15 protein-coding genes are annotated in these 18,977 nt (G+C 65.3%); 12 read left to right on the top strand and 3 right to left on the bottom strand.

The features are described 5' to 3' along the window. Window positions 1–5: 5 nt before the first annotated feature. Together rimI and tsaD are read left to right on the top strand one after the other, a co-directional pair. Window positions 6–470 carry a ribosomal protein S18-alanine N-acetyltransferase gene (gene rimI, locus M1E17_RS16695; protein WP_457967805.1) on the top strand — a complete coding sequence of 155 codons (465 nt, stop codon included), beginning with the start codon at window positions 6–8 and terminating at the stop codon, window positions 468–470. Continuing rightward, on the top strand, window positions 467–1,591 hold the full coding sequence (tsaD, locus tag M1E17_RS16690) for a tRNA (adenosine(37)-N6)-threonylcarbamoyltransferase complex transferase subunit TsaD (protein ID WP_457963083.1): 1,125 nt from the start codon (window positions 467–469) through the stop codon (window positions 1,589–1,591). Before rimI ends, tsaD begins: the two co-directional genes overlap by 4 nt. A gap of 146 nt (window positions 1,592–1,737) precedes the next feature. On the opposite strand, the gene M1E17_RS16685 is transcribed toward tsaD, so the two are convergent. Further along, window positions 1,738–2,889: a glutamate--cysteine ligase gene (locus M1E17_RS16685; protein ID WP_457963081.1), complete on the bottom strand. Its 1,152-nt coding sequence runs from the start codon at window positions 2,887–2,889 to the stop codon at window positions 1,738–1,740. A gap of 401 nt (window positions 2,890–3,290) precedes the next feature. On the opposite strand from M1E17_RS16685, the gene M1E17_RS16680 reads away from it, so the two are divergent. Both M1E17_RS16680 and M1E17_RS16675 read left to right on the top strand, forming a co-directional pair. After that, complete coding sequence (locus M1E17_RS16680; protein WP_457967804.1) at window positions 3,291–4,724, top strand: glycoside hydrolase family 3 protein; 1,434 nt, start codon at window positions 3,291–3,293, stop codon at window positions 4,722–4,724. 109 nt (window positions 4,725–4,833) lie between these two features. Next, complete coding sequence (locus M1E17_RS16675) at window positions 4,834–5,631, top strand: shikimate 5-dehydrogenase (protein ID WP_457967802.1); 798 nt, start codon at window positions 4,834–4,836, stop codon at window positions 5,629–5,631. A gap of 24 nt (window positions 5,632–5,655) precedes the next feature. Here M1E17_RS16675 and M1E17_RS16670 read toward each other — a convergent pair whose 3' ends face one another. After that, window positions 5,656–6,897 (bottom strand): THUMP-like domain-containing protein, encoded by a 1,242-nt coding sequence (locus M1E17_RS16670; RefSeq protein ID WP_457963079.1) that lies wholly within the window; start codon window positions 6,895–6,897, stop codon window positions 5,656–5,658. Between the two features lie 54 nt (window positions 6,898–6,951). Here M1E17_RS16670 and M1E17_RS16665 point away from each other — a divergent pair, with 54 nt between their 5' ends. The 3 genes from M1E17_RS16665 to groL all read left to right on the top strand — a co-directional run bounded on the left by M1E17_RS16665 (window position 6,952) and on the right by groL (window position 9,548). Further along, the gene (locus tag M1E17_RS16665; RefSeq protein ID WP_457963078.1) at window positions 6,952–7,332 is read left to right on the top strand and encodes a hypothetical protein; all 381 of its coding nucleotides are present in this window, start codon (window positions 6,952–6,954) and stop codon (window positions 7,330–7,332) included. A gap of 231 nt (window positions 7,333–7,563) precedes the next feature. Further along, a complete protein-coding gene (gene groES, locus M1E17_RS16660) occupies window positions 7,564–7,860 on the top strand; it encodes a co-chaperone GroES (protein WP_211876593.1) in 297 nt (98 codons plus the stop codon). Window positions 7,861–7,937: 77 nt separating this feature from the next. After that, complete coding sequence (gene groL, locus M1E17_RS16655; protein WP_457963077.1) at window positions 7,938–9,548, top strand: chaperonin GroEL; 1,611 nt, start codon at window positions 7,938–7,940, stop codon at window positions 9,546–9,548. An 81-nt stretch (window positions 9,549–9,629) separates the two neighbouring features. On the opposite strand, the gene M1E17_RS16650 is transcribed toward groL, so the two are convergent. Beyond that, window positions 9,630–10,232, bottom strand: a complete 603-nt coding sequence (locus M1E17_RS16650; protein WP_457963075.1) for a dihydrofolate reductase family protein — start codon at window positions 10,230–10,232, stop codon at window positions 9,630–9,632. Window positions 10,233–10,294: 62 nt separating this feature from the next. On the opposite strand from M1E17_RS16650, the gene M1E17_RS16645 reads away from it, so the two are divergent. The 5 genes from M1E17_RS16645 (at window position 10,295) to guaB (ending at window position 18,869) form a co-directional block, all read left to right on the top strand. Then, on the top strand, window positions 10,295–11,818 hold the full coding sequence (locus M1E17_RS16645) for an ATP-dependent DNA ligase (RefSeq protein ID WP_457963074.1): 1,524 nt from the start codon (window positions 10,295–10,297) through the stop codon (window positions 11,816–11,818). 137 nt (window positions 11,819–11,955) lie between these two features. After that, window positions 11,956–13,590, top strand: a complete 1,635-nt coding sequence (locus tag M1E17_RS16640) for a response regulator transcription factor (RefSeq protein ID WP_457963072.1) — start codon at window positions 11,956–11,958, stop codon at window positions 13,588–13,590. A 238-nt stretch (window positions 13,591–13,828) separates the two neighbouring features. Beyond that, window positions 13,829–14,989 carry a flavin-containing monooxygenase gene (locus M1E17_RS16635; RefSeq protein ID WP_457963070.1) on the top strand — a complete coding sequence of 387 codons (1,161 nt, stop codon included), beginning with the start codon at window positions 13,829–13,831 and terminating at the stop codon, window positions 14,987–14,989. A gap of 81 nt (window positions 14,990–15,070) precedes the next feature. Beyond that, on the top strand, window positions 15,071–17,146 hold the full coding sequence (locus M1E17_RS16630; RefSeq protein WP_457967800.1) for an acyltransferase family protein: 2,076 nt from the start codon (window positions 15,071–15,073) through the stop codon (window positions 17,144–17,146). A gap of 211 nt (window positions 17,147–17,357) precedes the next feature. Next, window positions 17,358–18,869, top strand: coding sequence for an IMP dehydrogenase (gene guaB, locus M1E17_RS16625; RefSeq protein ID WP_267275804.1), 1,512 nt, complete (start codon window positions 17,358–17,360; stop codon window positions 18,867–18,869). The last annotated feature ends 108 nt before the right edge of the window (window positions 18,870–18,977 follow it).

The raw sequence follows: 18,977 nt of genomic DNA, 5'->3' as shown, positions 1-18,977 counted from the left end.
GCGACATGACCCTCGATGACGTGCCCACCGTCAACGCCCTGGAACAGCGGCTGTTCCCGAACGACGCCTGGCCGCTGCAAATGTTCTTCGACGAGCTGTCCCAGACAGCAACCCGGCGGTACCTCGTGGCTGAAACCACCACCGGAATCGTGGGCTACGCAGGCCTGATGTGCATTGAGCCCATCGCGGACGTGCAAACGATCGCCGTCGTCCCTGAGTTTGAGGGTCGGGGGATCGGCTCGGCGCTGCTGACCCAGCTCATCGACGAAGCGCGGCGCCGCGGTGCCGCTGACGTCCTGCTGGAGGTCAGATCCGACAACCCACGCGCCCAGCAGCTGTACCTGCGGTTCGGTTTTGAGGAGATTCATCTCCGCCGGAAGTATTACCGGGACGGCGTCGACGCCTTGATCATGCGGCTCCAGCTCACCGAACCCGGGAACCACCGGTCAACGGAAGCAGGCCAGCCATGAACCGCACACAGCCGCTCGTGCTGGGCATCGAATCTTCCTGCGACGAGACCGGCGTCGGGATCGTACGGGGCACCAAGCTCCTCACCAACACGGTGTCATCGTCGATGGACGAGCACGTCCGTTTTGGCGGAGTGATCCCGGAGATCGCCTCGCGGGCCCACCTTGATGCCTTTGTTCCCACCCTCCGCCAGGCGTTGTCCGACTCCGGTGTGGAACTGGACGATATTGACGCCATCGCCGTGACGTCGGGCCCCGGCCTCGCCGGAGCGCTGATGGTGGGAGTCTGTGCCGCTAAGGCACTGGCCGTGGCCACCGGAAAGCCCCTCTACGCCATCAACCACCTGGTGGCGCACGTTGGCGTGGGGCTTCTGGACGGGGGAGTGGCGGGGCCCGGACGGGCTGGCGAGGCCGGCGCCGCCGAAGCCGCACCCCGGCTCCCGGAAAACGTCGGCGCCCTGCTGGTATCCGGCGGACACACCGAGATCCTGAAGATCAACAGCATTACCGATGACGTGCAGCTCCTTGGCTCCACGATCGACGACGCAGCCGGCGAGGCCTATGACAAGGTGGCGCGCATCCTTGGCCTTGGCTATCCGGGCGGCCCTGCCATCGACAAACTGGCACGAACAGGCAATGCAAGGGCCATCCGCTTCCCGCGCGGGCTTTCCCAGCCCAAGTACATGGGTACAGCCGAGGAGCCGGGGCCGCACCGCTACGACTGGTCCTTCAGCGGACTGAAGACGGCGGTGGCACGCTGCGTGGAGCAGTTCGAGGCCCGCGGGGAAGACGTCCCGGTAGCCGACATCGCCGCCGCCTTCCAGGAGGCCGTGGTGGACGTCATCACCTCCAAGGCCGTCCTGGCCTGCCGCGAGAACGGCATCAAGGACGTCCTGCTGGGCGGGGGAGTGGCGGCGAACTCCCGGCTGCGTGAGCTCACCGGCCAGCGCTGCGCATCTGCGGGGATCAGGCTGCACGTGCCCCCATTGGACCTCTGCACGGACAATGGAGCCATGGTGGCCGCACTCGGCGCCCAGCTGGTCATGGCCGGGATCGCACCCAGCGGCATCCGCTTCGCGCCGGACTCCTCGATGCCTGTCACCGAAGTTTCGCTTCCCGCCTAACTCCCGCCTGACACCCCGCTGATGGCCATGTTGCGCTATCACTTCCAGTCGCTATACAGGTGGTTTGGCGACCAAAAGTGATAGAGCGACGGCAGGCGGGTGGGGCATTTGCGTCGGCGGAGGCAGGCAGGAAGTGAGGGCCACGCCTAGGCCGTGGGACCGTTGCGCATCTGCTTGACCAGGTCCAGTACTACCGCCTGCAGGTCTCCGCCGTGTTCGGCTGCGACGCGGCGCTGACGCTGGTAACCGGCGCCGCGGCTGATGATCTTTTCGACGTCGGCCAGCTCGTCCGCGCAGCCCAGCTTTGCCGCCACGGGTTCAAGCCTGTTGAGGGTTTCGAGCAGGTGTTCGGTCACCAGCTGCTCCTTGCCCGCCGCATCCAGGATGATGATGGCATCCATGCCATAGCGCGCGGCACGCCACTTGTTTTCCTGGATGTGCCAGGGCGGCATGGTGGGAATGGTGCCGCCGTTGTCCAACGTGGTGGAAAACTCGTCAACAAGGCACTGGGTGAGGGCAGCGATGGCGCCCACTTCCTCCAGCGTGGCCAGGCCGTCGCAAATGCGCATTTCTATGGTGCCCAGGTTTGGTACCGGCCGGATGTCCCACCGAATTTCAGACAGGGTGTCAATGACCCCGGTGATGAACATGTCCTGGACGTACGACTCATACTCCTCCCAGGACCGGAACTGGAAGGGCAGGCCTGCCGTGGGAAGCTGCTGGAACATCAGGGCCCGCTGTGAGGCGTAGCCGGTGTCTTCGCCGCCCCAGAACGGGCTGGAGGCGGAAAGGGACTGGAAATGGGGGAAGTAATTGACCAGCCCATCCAGCACCGGCAGCGCCTTCTCGCGGCGGTCCAGGCCCACGTGGACGTGGACACCGTAGATCACCATCTGCCGGCCCCACCACTGGGTCCGGTCGATCAGCTTGGCGTAGCGGGCCTTGTCAGTCACCGGCTGGAGCTGCGGCGGGCTGAAGGGATGGCTGCCGGCGCAGAAGACTTCCACGCCCATGGGATCGGTGATTTCGCGGACCGCGGCCAGGGAGCGGCTCAGGTCTTCCTTGGCTTCGGCTGCCGTCTCGCAGATCCCGGTGACGAGTTCCACAGTGTTCAGCAGCAGTTCCTGCTTGATGTGCGGGTGCTCGTCATCCTCATTGAGCTCAGGGTGCTTGGAAGCCACTCCGCGCAACACCTCGTTCGCGACCGAGGCGAGTTCACCTGTTTGGCCGTTCACGAGCGCCAGTTCCCATTCCACACCAAGAGTTGATTGCCTCGATGAAGCGAAATCAATCTTCACGCGTTTCCCTAACTGTCCTGTTGTCGCTGGCTCACGCCGCTACTGACAGGCAGCTGTGAAGGCTGCGGCTGGCAGGCGAACGGGTTTCTCAAGTCTAGTGCAGGGGTAGCATCGTATTGATGGCCTCGTTCCCCCGGACCCGTAACAGTACTCACCAATCCACCCTCGCCGTGGCCGCCGTGGCGGCTGTCGCGGCGCTCGCCTCCTGCAGCGTGCCGCCCGCACCGGCACCCGCCTCCACCAGCCCGGCCGCCAGTGCAGCCCCGTCAGCGGAGAGCCCGACGCCGGTGCCTCCCGCCGAATCCGCCTCGCCTGACGCTGCAGCAGATAAAGTCAGCCAGCCCTTGGGCTGGGGCCCTGAGCAAAGGGACCAGGACGCGGCTGCTGCTGCCGTGGCGGCCATGACGGTGGAGGAAAAGGCAGGGCAGGTCCTGATGCCCTCCTACACCGGAACCGACGCCGAATCCCATGCCGCCACGATTGAACGCCTCCACCTGGCGGGCTCCATCATCATGGGTGACAACGTACCCCTGGACCCCCAGAACCAGGTGGATACGGCGGCAATGACAGCCATAACCACACGGCTGGCGCAGGCTGCCCGGGCGGATGGCAGGACCTGGCCCGGACTCATTGGCGTGGACCAGGAGGGTGGGATCGTTTCACGGCTGGGGGCGCCCCTGACCGAATGGCCGGCGCCCATGAGCTACGGCGCCACAGCCAGCGCACCCCTGACCCAGGACTCCGGCCGGGCCCTGGCCTCCGAACTGGCCCCGCTGGGCTTCAACGTTGACTTCGCGCCGGACGTCGACGTCACCATCGGCCCGGCGGATCCCACCATCGGGGCACGTTCGCTGTCCGGGGATCCGGAGCTAGCGGCCCGGCTGGGAGTCGCCTTTTCCCACGGCATCCAGGATGCCGGACTCCTGCCTGCCGTCAAGCACTTTCCCGGACACGGCTCGGTCACCGTGGACTCGCACCAGAGCCTTCCGGTTCAGCCGGCCAGTGTCGCTGAGCTCAACGCGCGCGACTGGAAGCCCTTCAAAGCGGCCATCGATGCCGGCACGCCGATGGTGATGACCGGACACATCGCCGTCCCGGCGCTGGAACCCGGCGTTCCGGCGTCGTTGTCGAAGCCGACGTATGCGGCGCTCCGCGCGATGGGTTTCAACGGAGTGGCCGTGACGGACGCCCTCAACATGGGTGCCATCCAGCAGCAGTTCCCCGGCGGCGGTGCAGCCCCCGCGGCGCTTGCGGCCGGAGCGGACCTGCTCCTGATGCCCACGGATGTGGGGCAGGCGCACGCGGCCATTGTCAGTGCAGTGGCCTCCGGCAGCCTGCCCGGCGCCAGGCTGGATGAAGCTGCCCGCCGGGTGGCTACCATGATGATTTGGCGGGGCCGGAGCACCCCGGCGCCCGCGCAGGCGCCGGGAAGCGGCAACGGGCTGTCCGCGCAGGTCTCAGCCGCTGCCATCACGGTGCTGTCCGGGCAGTGCGCCGGGCCTCTGGTTCAGGGGAGCGTGCAAGTGGCTGGCGGTTCGCCGCAGGACAGGGCCCGGTTCGAGGCCGCAGTGTCGCGGGTAGGACTGTCAGTGGGGGCAGGGCCAGTGGTCAGCCTCATCGGTTACGGGGGCCAGCCTGCCGGGGGCGACATCGCGGTTGCGCTGGATGCTCCCTGGCCGTTGCAGGGTTCGGCCGCGCCGGTCAAGGTGGCTTTGTATGGAAGGACCCCGGGAGCCTTTGATGCTTTGGCTGCCGTATTGGCCGGAAAGGCGAAGGCGCCGGGAAAGCTGCCTGCCGCCGTCGGAAGCTTTCCTGCCGGCACCGGCTGCCCCTAGCCCAACTAAGTAGCTCTAAATGTCGTTTTGATGGCTGAAAACGACAGTTAGCGCGACCCAGTTGGGTGGAAGCGCGTTTAATGGACGGGTGCCAATTCTCAACAAAGACATGACCGTCTGCATTTCACTCTCGGCCCGGCCCAGCAACAACGGGACCCGCTTCCACAACCACCTGTATGGGCAACTGGGGCTGAACTGGATCTACAAGGCCTTCGCGCCCACCGACCTGGTCCAGGCGATCGCCGGCGTCCGCGGGCTGGGAATCCGTGGCTGCGCCGTGTCCATGCCATACAAGGAGGACGTGATTGCCCTCGTGGATGAGCTGGATCCCTCGGCCAAGGCAATCGACTCGGTGAACACAGTGGTGAACACGGACGGGCGCCTCGTCGCCTACAACACGGACTACACAGCGATCGAACGGTTGCTGGAGCGCAACGCCGTACCCACCGGCTACTCCGTACTTGTGCAGGGATCAGGCGGCATGGCCAAGGCCACCGTCGCGGCCTTGCGGGACGCCGGTTTTACCGACGTGACGGTCATCGCCCGGAACGAAAAAACCGGCCGCGCCCTGGCAGAACAGTATGGGTTCCGCTGGAGGGGAGAGCTCGACGGCGGGACTGCGGACATGATTGTTAACGTCACGCCCCTTGGGATGGCGGGAGGCAAGGGCGCAGACGCGCTGTCCTTCCCCCAGGATGCCATCGACGCCGCCAAGGTGGTGTTCGACGTGGTGGCACTGCCCGCGGAGACGCCCCTGATCCAAGCCGCACGTGCGGCCGGGAAACCCGTCATCACCGGAGCCGAGGTGGCCACTATCCAGGCTTTGGAACAGTTCGTGCTCTACACGGGCATCCGTCCCACTGACGAGCAGGTGCGCGCCGCCGAAGAATTCATGCGCGACCAATAGCAGCCAGAGCCCTGCCTCAGGGCGTCACACCGGCTCAACCGAGATGGCCACCCTCTCCTCACCGATCCGGGTCAGGATCAGGGTGGCTGTCCTGTTTCCTGCCTTCTTCCCCGAGCCCTTGCCCCCCGTTTTCCCTGCAGGAAGCAGCTGCTTGCGCAGTTCCTCAGGTGTCACGGAGGTCCCGCGCTTTTTGATGTCCAGCACGCCGATGCTTTTCTCCTTCACCCAGGCCTTGAGCGCCTTGACGTTGTACGGCATTACTTCCAGGATCTGGTAGGCCCGAGCGAAAGGTGTGTCCACCAGGTCCGGGGCGCAAATATAGGCGATGTGCTCATCCAGCAGGTGCCCGCCCAGTTGAAGGGCGACGTCGGCCACCAGTCCTGCGCGGATGACGGCGCCGTCGGGCTCATAAAGGTAACCCTCCGCTGCACCGACCGGGGCGGTGGGACCGCCACCGAAGTCCTCAGCACTGGTCAATTCAGCGGCACCCTGCGCGCCCAGCAGCAAGGCGGCACGGCGGATTCCGGGCCTGCTCACCGAGTTGAACCACAGCGTCACTTCCGTGACATCCCCGGCGACGGAAACCCATTGCGCTTCGCACCCGGCGGGGACGGCATCGTGCGGCATGCCCGGGCCCATCTTTACACCCACTGCCCGGCCGGTTGCAGCCACGGCTTCCACAAAGGAAAGCGGCGGGGAAAAGGCCTCCGGATCCCAGATCCGCTTGGTACCGGAGCTGGAGGTCACACGGCGCGCGGGATCCAGCCACACGCCGTCGATCCCGTCCAAGGGTAGTGACATGGCGTCCGAGTGGACCACGGTGGCGTTGGAAAAAGGAATGAGGTTGACCGTGGCGCAGGCCGCGGTGGTCTCATCCATCTCCACTGCCGTGACGGTGATGTCCATGGATGCCAACGCCAGGGAGTCCGCGGCGAGTCCGCAGCCAAGGTCGGCCACGTGGCGGATGCCGGCCTGGGCAAACCGCTCGGCATGCCGGGCGGCAACGTTGAGACGGGTGGCCTGTTCAAGGCCTGCCTGGGTGAAAAGCATGCTCCGGGCGAACTCGCCGAACTTGGATTCAGCCTTGGTACGCAGCCGGGACTGGGTCAGGACGGCAGAGACGAGTTCGGGGGAGTGGCCGGCCTTGCGCAGGGCGGAATTCAGCTCAAAGGCCTTGTCCTCCTGGTACGGTCCCAGGGACGCCAGCAGCTCCCAACCTTCGCTCGTGAGCAGTGGGGCAATCTGGTCCTGCGGTGCTTGGGGCATGGGTTCAAGCGTAGTGGAGGAGCCCCCTGGTGAGTTCCGGATAGGGTTGAAGTCATGGAAGACAGTGCAGGCACCCAGCCGTCCGAACAGCCCCGATCCAGCAACCTGGGCCTGGTGAAGTACGCGCGGCCGGCACTGATAGCCGGGGCCGCAGTGGCCATTGTGTGTATCGCGCTGCTGGTGATCATCTTCTTCCTGGACACCTTCAACGCCACCGTCTATTCCGTGGGCGGCAAGGACATTCAGGACGCCACGGACGAGGCACGGGACATCAGGGGCCTCCATAACGGTGCCAGGTTTGGCGGCTTTATTGTCCTGGTGATCTCCTTGCTCGCCTTCGTTGGCGGCGCCGTGGTTCTGTACCTTAAGCGCGGCACCGGCCCCGACACCAGCGGCGACGAGGACGTGGATTTCGACGACCTCGCCGGCCGGTAATCCATCCGGCCGCTGCCGGGATAAGGGTTCGCCAAGGACGAAATGCTGGCACTCGCCTTGACCGAGTGCTAACCACTTACATAGAGTCATCATTAGCACTCTCCCTAGGAGGGTGCTAATACATGAAGAGCTGCCAGCCAGGCTGCTGCCGGCACCGCGACGACGGTTTGCCAGCCACGGCGAAGCAGCTTTCCAGTCCATGAATTTGCTGACGTAGAAGGAGAGGTCCGAGTGTCGGTCTCTATTAAGCCTCTTGAGGATCGTATTGTTGTCCGCCCGCTCGAAGCCGAGCAGACCACGGCTTCCGGCCTGGTAATCCCGGACTCCGCACAGGAGAAGCCGCAGGAAGGCGAAGTTGTCGCAGTAGGCCCCGGCCGCTTTGACGACAACGGCAACCGCGTTCCGCTCGACGTTGCCGAAGGCGACGTTGTTATCTACTCGAAGTACGGCGGAACCGAAGTCAAGCACAACGGCACCGAGTACCTCGTGCTCTCCGCCCGCGACGTTCTGGCGATCGTCGTAAAGTAACTCTTTGGATCCCCGTGCCGCTGGTCATGCTCTTCGCTGGCCCGCGGCACGGGGTTCTGTCTTGAAAGGACACAACCATGGCAAAGCAGCTTGCGTTTAACGACGCTGCCCGCCGGTCGCTCGAAGCCGGCATCGATAAGCTCGCCAACACTGTCAAGGTGACGCTCGGCCCCCGCGGCCGCAACGTTGTCCTCGACAAAAAGTGGGGAGCACCCACCATCACCAACGACGGCGTCACCATCGCACGTGAAGTCGAACTGGACGACCCCTACGAGAACCTTGGCGCCCAGCTGGCCAAGGAAGTAGCCACCAAGACCAACGATGTTGCCGGCGACGGCACCACCACCGCCACGGTGCTGGCACAGGCACTGGTCAAGGAAGGCCTGCGCAACGTTGCAGCCGGCGCAGCTCCCGGCCAGATCAAGCGCGGCATTGAGGTTTCTGTTGAGGCCGTTGCCGCCCGCCTGCTCGAGAATGCCCGCCCCGTTGAAGGCACCCAGGTGGCCAGCGTTGCTGCCATCTCGGCTCAGAGCGACGAAATCGGCGAGCTCCTCGCCGAGGCGTTCGGCAAGGTCGGCAAGGATGGTGTGATCACCATTGAGGAATCCTCCACCACGCAGACTGAGCTGGTCCTCACCGAGGGCATGCAGTTCGACAAGGGCTACCTCTCCCCGTACTTCGTCACCGACGCAGAGCGCCAGGAAGCCGTCCTTGAGGACGCCCTCATCCTGATCAACCAGGGCAAGATCTCCAACGTCCAGGAATTCCTGCCGCTGCTGGAAAAGGCACTGCAGAGCTCCAAGCCGCTCTTCATCATCGCTGAAGACGTGGATGGGGAGGCACTGTCCACCCTGATCGTGAACCGCATCCGCGGCACGCTGAACGTGGTTGCCGTCAAGGCTCCGGGCTTCGGCGACCGCCGCAAGGCAATGCTGCAGGACATCGCCACCCTGACGGGTGCCCAGGTTGTTTCTCCGGAGCTGGGCCTGAGCCTGGACACCGTTGGCCTTGAGGTGCTGGGTACCGCCCGCCGCATCACGGTCACCAAGGACAACACCACCATCGTTGACGGCGCCGGTTCCGCAGAAGACGTCGCAGCCCGGGTTTCCCAGCTGCGCGCCGAGTTGACCCGCACCGACTCCGACTGGGACAAAGAAAAGCTTCAGGAGCGCCTGGCCAAGCTGGCCGGCGGCATCGGTGTAATTAAGGTTGGCGCAGCCACCGAGGTTGAGCTGAAGGAAAAGAAGCACCGCATCGAGGACGCAGTGTCCTCCACCCGCGCAGCCCTCGAAGAAGGCATCGTCGCGGGCGGCGGTTCAGCCCTGATCCACGCCCTCAAGGCACTGGACGAGGATCCTGCAGTCCAGGCGCTGGAAGGCGACGCAGCTGCCGCAGTGGGCATCGTCCGCCGTGCACTTGTCCAGCCGCTCCGCTGGATCGCCCAGAACGCCGGGTTCGACGGCTACGTTGTCACCGCCCGGGTTGCCGATCTGGAAACCAACAACGGCTTCAACGCCAAGTCCGGCGAGTACGAGGACCTGATCGGCGCCGGTGTCATCGACCCCGTCAAGGTCACCCGTGCTGCCCTGCGCAACGCGGCTTCAATCGCGGCACTGGTTCTCACCACCGAAACCCTCGTGGTGGAGAAGCCTGCCGAAGAAGAAGAGCACGCAGGCCACAGCCACTAAGGCTGCAGCCCGCGGAAAGCAGTCCACGTAAAAACCGGTCCAGCATTTGCTGGGCCGGTTTTTTGTGCTTTCGTTTCCTGGCTACGCGGCCGCTATGTCCTGCGTCTCGACGGCGCCCGCGCGCTCGTATACCAGCGACACCGACCCCTTTGGAAAGGTCCGTGCCGGCTCGGCGAGGCGGAAAGTGGTGGGGATAGTCCCGGCGTCGAAGAGGCGCTTTCCCTGCCCTAAAGTGACCGGGTAAAGCCAGAGGTGGAGGCGGTCAATCACGTCCGCGGCGAGCAGCGAACGGATCAGGACGCCGCTGCCGAACATGTGCACTTCATCGAACTCCTCACGGAGCCGGCCCGCTGCCGCCGCATCCGGCAACACCGTGGTGCCGGCCCAGTCGGCAGCGGACAGCGTGCTGGAGACCACGAACTTGGGCACGCGGTTGAGCGTGCCGCCAACCTTGTCGGACTGGTGCGGCCAGTAGCTCGCGAAGATGTCGTAGGTCTTCCGGCCGAGAAGCAGCGCGTCAATCCGATCGATCTCGGCTTCGATAGCTGCGTCGGCCTCGTCGTCGTTCACCGGCGCCTGCCAGCCGCCGTAGGCGAAGCCGCCCTCAGCGTCCTCGTCGCGGCCGCCCGGCCCTTGGTAGACGCCGTCGAGGGTAATGAACAGGTTCGCGACGATGATTCCCATGCGTACAGTCTGGAACTGCGCTCCGGCGCTGTCCAGAGTGACCGGCGTGGCAGACTGGTGCCATGTTGCTCGAAGAGCTCGTGAGGACCACGGATGCTGTCGCGTCGACGCGCTCACGGCTTGCGAAGGTGGAAGCCCTGTCCGACCTGCTGGGCCGGCTCGAACCGACGGAAATTGCTGCAGCCGTGGGCTTGCTCATCGCCAGGCCGCGCCAGGGCCGGGTGGGGATCGGCTGGCGCGGGATGACGGCAGCCATGGGGGACCCCGCTTCTGAACCGAGCCTTACCGTCGCCGACCTCGATGCTGCGTTGGACAGGCTGCTCATCACAGCAGGTGCCGGATCGGCCGCTGATCGCGCGGCAACACTCCGCACTCTCACGGCAGCAGCCACTGAGCGTGAGCAGGCCTTCATCGCCGGCGTGCTGCTCGGTGAACTGCGTACCGGCGCGCTCGAGGGGGTGTTGACGGACGCCATTGCCCGCGCGGCGGGGCGGCCCGTCGACGCCGTGCGCCGCGCGGCGATGCTTTCCGGTGACCTCGGCGGGACCGCGCTCCTGGCGATCACCGGCACGGCAGCCGAGCTTGACGCCGTCGGCCTCGTCGTCGGACGTCCCGTGCAGCCGATGCTTGCCGCCACGGCGCCCAGTGCCGCTGCGGCACTGAAGGCCACCGGAGAGGCATCCGTGGAATACAAGCTCGACGGCGCCCGCATCCAGGTGCACCGCGCCGGCGATGAGGTGCGCATCTACACCCGCACCCTGGCTGACGTGACCCACCGCCTGCCCGAGGTGGTGGACGTGGTGCGCGGACTGCCGGTGGGCGATGTGATCCTCGACGGCGAGACCCTCGCGCTGGATGAGGACGGCGGCCCGCGGCCGTTCCAGGAGACTATGTCCCGGTTCGGGGCGGATGCCGTGCGCACCACATTGCTGCATCCGTGGTTCTTCGACGTGCTGCACATCGACGGACGCGACCTGCTCGAGGAGCCGCTGGCAACTCGTATCAACGTGCTTGAGCGGATCGCGCCGGGCTACCGGATCCCGGGGGAAATCACGGCAGATGCTGCTGTTGCCGAGAGAGTGTCCCGTGATGCGCTCGCCGCGGGCCACGAAGGCGTGGTGGTAAAGGCCGTCGGATCCGCCTATGCGGCCGGCCGGCGCGGCTCAAACTGGATCAAGGTCAAGCCGGTGCTCACCTACGACCTGGTGGTCCTCGCCTGCGAATGGGGTTCGGGACGGCGCACCGGGCTCCTCTCGAACCTGCACCTCGGAGCCCTGGACCCCGCCGGTGAGTTCGGCGAACCCGGCGGCTACGTGATGGTGGGAAAAACGTTCAAGGGACTCACTGACGAGCTGCTGCGCTGGCAGACCGAAAAGTTCCAGGAGCTTGAAGTGCGGCGCACGTCTGGCACTGTGTGGGTGGAGCCCGTCACCGTGGTGGAGATCGCGATTGACGGCGTGCAGAGTTCCTCGCGCTATCCAGGTGGAATCGCCCTTCGGTTCGCCCGCGTCAAGCGTTACCGCGACGACAAGACCGCGGCCGAGGCGGACACCATTCAGACACTGCGGGCACTCCTGCGTCCGTAGCGGCATCAGGTCCGCGAGGCGCTTGGGGACTGCTTGTGCCCCCTCTCCAGCGGGCGTACCGTGGCGCTTAACTGCCGTGGCGTCCAGTGCGGGGTGGACCACACCGGCTGGTTGGGCGGAATCCGACGGGAGGCCAGATGACAGCTGAGACGGGCATCGACCAGGGCCGGTCGGCGTTCCGCGAGAACCGCTGGACTGAAGCCTTTGAGAACCTCCGTGACGCCGACCAGCACGGCGGGCTGCCGGCGCCGGATCTCGAGCGGCTTGCCACGGCCGAAATTCTGACCGGCAGCATCACCGCCGGCGTGGACACCCTCACCCGCGCCCATGAGGAGTTCCTGGTGGTTGGCGACGTCGAAGGTGCCGTGCGCTGCGCCGGCTGGCTCGCTGTGCACCTGATGAACATCCGGCAAGCGGCGCGCAGCGGCGGCTGGTTGGCGCGGGGCCAACGGCTTGTGAAGGAACTGGATGAACCGTCCGCCGTCGAGGGTCTCCTGCTGCTTCCGGTGGCGCTGGGCAAGCTGTTCGGCGGGGACCCCGCGGGCGCGTTCCAGGTTTTCTCCGAGATCGCGGCGTACGGACAGAGATTCCAGGACAACGACCTTGCCGCGCTGTCGCTGCTTGGCCAGGGCCAGTCAACCATCATGCTCGGCAATGTTGATGAGGGACTCCGGATGCTGGACGAAGTGATGGTGGCAGTGACCGCTGGGGAAGTCTCGCCCGTTCCCTCCGGCATCAGCTACTGCGCTGTGGTGGGGTACTGCCACCTGACTTTTGATCTGCCACGGGCGCTGGAATGGACCGGGGCGCTGGACCACTGGTGCCGCGGACGTCCTGACATGGTGGCCTTCAGTGGACAGTGCCAGTCCTACCGGGCCGAACTGTTTCAATTGCATGGAGCCTGGGCTGAAGCCCTGAAAGCAGCGACGGCAGCGCAGGACTACGCAGTCAAAGGTGATGCTGAAGCCCTCTATGGCGGCTATTACCAGCAGGGCGAAATGAAGCGGCTCACCGGCAAGCTGGATGCCGCTGACGCCTCCTACCGGTTGGCTGCCAAAAGCGGCCACTCTGCCCAACCTGGCCTTGCCCTTCTCTGCCTGGCCAAGGGAGACGCTGAACAGGCTCAGACCCTGATCCGAAGTGCAGTTGCGGCCTCGCGTCCGGCAATGCGCCAGCGCCTCCTGCCTGCGCTGGTGGAGATCGAGCTTGCAGTCCCGGACCTGTTGGCTGCGCGGAGCGCCGCCGACGAGCTGGAAGCCTTTTCCCTGGAGTGCCCTAAGCCGATGGTCCGCGCCCTCTCCTGGCAGGCCGACGGCGCCGTGTGCCTGGCCGAGGGCAACGCTGAGGGGGCGCTGGTTTCGCTCAGGCAGGCCTGGATGGTGTGGCAGGAGTTGGGTGTTCCGTATGAAGCCGCGCGCTGCCGGGTTCTTGCCGCCTCTGCCTGCCGTGCCCTCGGGGACGAGGCATCCGCCCTGATGGATCTGGAGGCGGCGCATGCGGAATTCCTTGAACTTGGGGCGGCTCCTGCGGCAGCCCGGGCAGCATCCCTCATCCGCGCGATCAACCAGGCAGAGCCGAGCCCGCTGACCCAGCGCGAAGTTGAAGTGCTCCGCCTTGTGGCATCGGGAAAAGGGAACCGTGCCATCGCCGCTGAACTCTTTCTGAGCGAGAAAACAGTGGCCAGGCACCTGAGCAACATTTTCCTGAAGCTGGGACTGTCCTCCAGGACGGCCGCCACCAGGTACGCGTACGAGCACCGGCTCGTCGGCTGAGCGCCACCTGCACATAAATACCCATTCCTGCCGCCGGCAACTTGCATAATTCGGCCGACGCGGCATGCCTTGGTGCGGCCATAGCCTCAAACATGAACCGCCCACGCCTTGCAAAACGCCTTGCAAAGCCGTCACACAGTGCAAAACCGTTGGTGCTGGCCGTCGCGGGAGGAAGGCAACAGCAGGGCCTGGACCGTTCAGTTCAAGGGATCATGATCAGCCAAGGAGGAGAGCAGCCATGAGCAACGACGAGATGACGGAAACAGTGCTGGACACGCTGGTTATTGGCGGTGGCCAGGCAGGCCTGGCCCTGGGTCACTACCTGACGGACCAGGGGCGGAAGTTCCTGATTCTGGACGAAAATACCAGGGTGGGTGACGCCTGGAGGCAGCGGTGGGATTCACTTCGGCTCTTCACCCCAGCCAAGTATGACGGTCTTCCCGGGGAACCTTTCCCGGCTGACCCCCTGTCCTTCCCCACCAAGGACGAAGTTGCGGACTACCTTGAAACCTACGCGGCCCGGCTCAGCCTGCCGGTGCGCACCGGGGTCAGGGTAGAGCGCCTGTCGCGGGAAGGTGACAGGTACGTTGCCGTTTCCGATGGACACCGCTGGGAGGCGCGCAATGTTGTGGTGGCCACGGGGTCTGCCCGGCTCCCGAAGGTGCCGGACTTCGCGGCGGAACTCCCTCCCTCGGTTGTCCAGCTCCATTCCAGTGCATACCGGAATCCCGGACAACTCCAGGACGGGCCGGTGCTGGTGGTCGGATTGGGCAACTCGGGCGCCGAAATCGCCCTTGAAGTAAGCCGTACCCACGCGACAATCATCGCCGGCAAACCCGGCGGGGAGCTTCCGGTGAAGCACGGCCGGGCGGCAGCACGTTTTGTCCTGCCGGTGATCCGGTTTCTTGGACTCCATGTCCTGACTCTCGGCACCCCGATCGGCCGCAAAGCTGCGCCGTCCCTCAAGGCCCAGGCCGACCCGTTGATCAGGACCAAATCCAAGGACCTTGCCGCGGCCGGTGTCACCGTCGTCCCCCGGGTCAGTGGAGCGGAGAACGGCGGCCCGGTCCTGGCTGACGGCAGCCGGCCGGAGGTGGCCAACGTGATCTGGTGCACCGGATACCGCGAGGACTTCGGCTGGATCGACCCGGCCGTGTTCAGGCCGGCATCGCCCGAAGCTCCAGCACGTCAACCCGAGGTACCCGGCCAGTCCCTGTATGACGACGACGGACGGCCCCGCCAGCACCGCGGCGTGGCGCTGGACGCGCCGGGTCTGTTCTTCCTCGGGCAGGAATTCCTGTACGCGGCGGCGTCGGCCACCCTGCCTGGCTCCTGTCGCGACGCCCGTTACCTGGCCCGCAAAATCCCCGTGCACTCCCGGGCCCGGCAGTACGCTTAGGACTCGGCTGATTAGTCTTCGATACCGGGGTTCCGTAGGATAGACGCTTTGGTTATCCCGCGTGAGAGGTCTTTTGTGTCGATTGCGAGAACCACGGCCGACTCCGGCGGCATTCGTGACGCCATCTCCAACGGGCGGAAATCAACGTTCCGCCCCGAGGTCCAGGGGCTCCGCGCGCTCGCTGTCCTGATGGTGGTGACCTACCATGTGTGGCTGGGGCGGGTCTCCGGCGGCGTGGATATCTTCCTGCTGATCTCCGCCTTCCTCTTGACGCTTTCGTTCGTGCGGAAGGTTGAAGCGGGCAAACCCATGAACCTCATCCGGCACTGGCTGCACCTCTTTAAGCGGCTGCTGCCTGCCGCCGTCGTGGTCCTGCTTGGCATCCTGGCCGGCACCTGGCTGATCTTGCCGCAAAGCCGCTGGCCCGATGTCCTGGACCAGGCGTGGGCCTCCCTGCTCTACCGGCAGAACTGGCTCCTGGCCGACACCGCCGTCGATTACTACGCGCAGGACCACTCAGGCGCCAGCCCACTGCAGCACTTCTGGTCGCTGTCCATCCAGGGCCAGGTCTTCATCCTCTGGCCGCTTATCTTCGCCGGTGCGGCATTGGTGTGGAAGCTGCTGACACGGTTCCCGGTCAAAGGGATAAGCCCCAGCTACAGGCATGTCCTGTTGGTGGCTTTCGGTGGCATTTTTGCAGCCTCCCTCCTCTTCTCGATCGACCAGACTGCCAGCAACCAGGCCTACGCCTACTTCGACACGCGTACGCGACTGTGGGAGTTCGCCCTCGGCTCGCTCCTGGCTCTGGGACTTCCGTACCTCAAGCCTGGCAAGGCACTCCGGGTTGTCCTCGGCTGGGCCGGCCTTGCAGCCATGGTGTCAGTTGGCCTCGTCCTGACGGTGGACCGTTCCTTTCCAGGGTCCATCGCGCTCTGGCCCACCCTGGCTGCAGCCGCCACCATTGTGGCCGGGCAGAGTGGAAGCCGGTTCGGGGCGGACCGGCTCCTCGCCTGGAAGCCTTTGGTTGCCCTGGGTGACAACTCCTATGCCCTGTACCTGTGGCACTGGCCTGTGCTTGTCCTGGCACTGGCCTCCGCCGGCATTGAGGCGCCAAGCCTGGGCCAGGGCCTGGGTGTTGTTGCGGTTTCCATCGCGCTGGCTGTGCTGACCACCCGCTTTGTGGAAAAGCCGCTGCGCGAATGGCACTGGCCGCAAAAGCGTTCCTGGCGGACCGCCGTCGTGATTGCTGCCTGCTGCACCCTGCTGGCCGGCCCGGTGGCTGTCTGGCAGACCAGCCTGACGGCCGAGGAAGCTGCGGTTGCTGCCCAGCCGCGGGAGCTGACTCCCGGTGCGGCGTCCCTGGCGCCCGAAAATGCGGGCAAGCCGACGCCAGAGGCCCGGATCATTCCCGCGCCGGCGGCCATGAAGAACGAGTGGGCCGACATCGACGGCTTGTGCACGGACGCCAACGTGCCCTCGGATCCTTTGCTGGCCGGCTGCCTGCAAAACAACTCGCCCGAGACCGTGACCAAGCGGATTGTTGTGCTGGGGGATTCCCATGCCCAGCAGTACATGGCGGCCCTGGGTCCCATTGCCAGGGAACACGGCTGGGAGGTGGTGACCCTGCTCAAGGGTGACTGCCGCTTCGGCGCCGAATCACCGGAACGGACTGAGGACTGTAATGCCTTCAACAGGGCCAGCGCCGCCTACGTCATGGAGCGCAGGCCGGACGCCGTGTTCACCGTCGCCTCGCTGACGCACGTTCAGGCTCCCTTCGAAACGGAGGTTCCCGGCTACCTCGACGGCATCCGGCCGTTCACCGACGCCGGCATTGAGGTGGTGGGCGTGCGTGACAACCCGCGGTTCCCCATCAACATGCCCGAGTGCGTCCAGAAAAATGGGGCGGCGGCCCCTGAATGCAACGTCCCGCTGAACGAATCCCTGGCCGAGTCCTCCCCGCTGGACAGTTACCGCGGCAAAGTGGACGGGCTCCACCTCATGGACCTGAGCGACTTCTTCTGTGCCGGCGGCAGTTGCCCGGCCGTGGTGGGCAATGTATATGTGTACAAGGACGATAACCACCTCACTAAGACCTACGTCCAAAGCATGATTCCCATGTTCGAACGGCGCCTTCTGGCCGCTACTGGCTGGACCTGACCTGTTTTTCCGTTCGTGCCGTTGCTCACATTGCCGCTGCGGAATAGGGGGATCGGCCGCAAGGTTCTAATATTTATTCAACACTTTCTGCACTCAACCGTGCACCAAGCGCAAGCATCACAACCCTGCACGGACCAGTCCCGTAATGACGGGCTGGTCATCAGCTGCAACCCCTGCCAGCGAAAAAATAACCAAGGTAAGAGGCGCACTCATGACCCAGCCTGAACACGATCCTTTCGGCTTTGTCGGCCTGACCTACGATGACGTCCTCCTCCTTCCGGGCCACACCGAGGTCATCCCCTCCGACGCCGACACGTCCTCCCGGATTTCCAAGCGCATCACGGTCCAGACCCCGCTGCTGTCCGCTGCGATGGACACTGTCACGGAGTCCCGAATGGCCATCGCCATGGCCCGCCAAGGTGGCCTGGGCGTGGTTCACCGCAACCTCTCCATCCAGGACCAGGCGGACCAGGTGGACCGCGTGAAGCGCAGCGAATCGGGGATGATCACCAACCCGTTGACCATTGGCCCTGAAGCAACACTGGCGGAACTGGATGAGATCTGCTCGCAGTACCGGGTCTCCGGTCTCCCCGTCGTGGACGATGGCATGCGGCTCCTGGGCATCGTCACCAACCGCGATACGCGCTTTGTGCCGGAGGCGGATTTCCCGCTGCGGCTAGTCAGCGACGTTATGACCAAGATGCCGCTGGTGACAGGGCATGTGGGAATCAGCCGGGAAGAAGCCTCCCATAAGCTGGCCACCAACAAGATCGAAAAGCTCCCGCTCGTTGACGAGCAGGGCCGGCTCAAGGGCCTCATCACCACCAAGGACTTCACCAAGGCCGAGCAGTACCCGCTGGCCACCAAGGACGAAGAGGGCCGCCTGCGAGTAGGCGCAGCCATCGGCTTTTTTGGTGATGGCTGGGAGCGCGCCATGGCCCTGGTGGACGCCGGAGTGGACGCATTGTTCGTGGACACCGCCAACGGGCATTCCCAGGGTGTGCTGGACATGATCCGCCGGCTGAAGTCAGATCCGGTTGCGGCGCATGTTGACATCATCGGCGGCCAGGCCGCTACCCGTGAAGGTGCCCAGGCGCTGATCGACGCCGGTGCCGACGGAATCAAGGTGGGCGTGGGCCCCGGCTCCATCTGCACCACCCGCGTGGTGGCCGGCGTTGGTGTCCCGCAGATCACGGCCATCTACGAATCCGCCAAGGCAGCCATCCCGGCCGGTGTTCCGCTGATCGCCGACGGCGGGCTGCAGTACTCGGGCGACATCGGCAAGGCCCTGGTCGCCGGAGCCGACACCGTGATGCTGGGCTCCCTCCTGGCCGGCTGCGACGAATCGCCGGGCGAGCTGATTTTCGTGAACGGCAAGCAGTTCAAGAGCTACCGCGGCATGGGCTCGCTGGGCGCGATGCAGTCCCGCGGAAAGAACACGTCCTACTCCAAGGACCGCTACTTCCAGGCCGACGTCTCCGGGGACGACAAGCTGATCCCCGAAGGCATCGAAGGCCGGGTGGCCTACCGCGGGCCGCTGGCTTCCGTGGCGTACCAGTTGGTGGGCGGCCTGCGCCAGACCATGTTCTACGTCGGTTCCCCCACCATCCCGGAGCTGAAAGCGCGTGGCAAGTTTGTCCGCATCACCCCGGCTGGGCTCAAGGAATCGCACCCGCACGACATCCAGATGACGGTGGAAGCACCCAACTACGGTTCACGCTGATTTTCCGGAACGGCATGGCCTGACCTGATCTGGCCACAAAAGGAGGTGGGGAGTTCTCCCCGCCTCCTTTTTGCCGCGCGGCGCCTGGGCCGGAACTAGGCTGGGGAC

This window comes from Arthrobacter sp. D1-29, from assembly GCF_054130585.1.
Note: the sequence above shows the minus strand (reverse complement) of the source record. Positions and strands in the feature narration are given on the sequence as shown.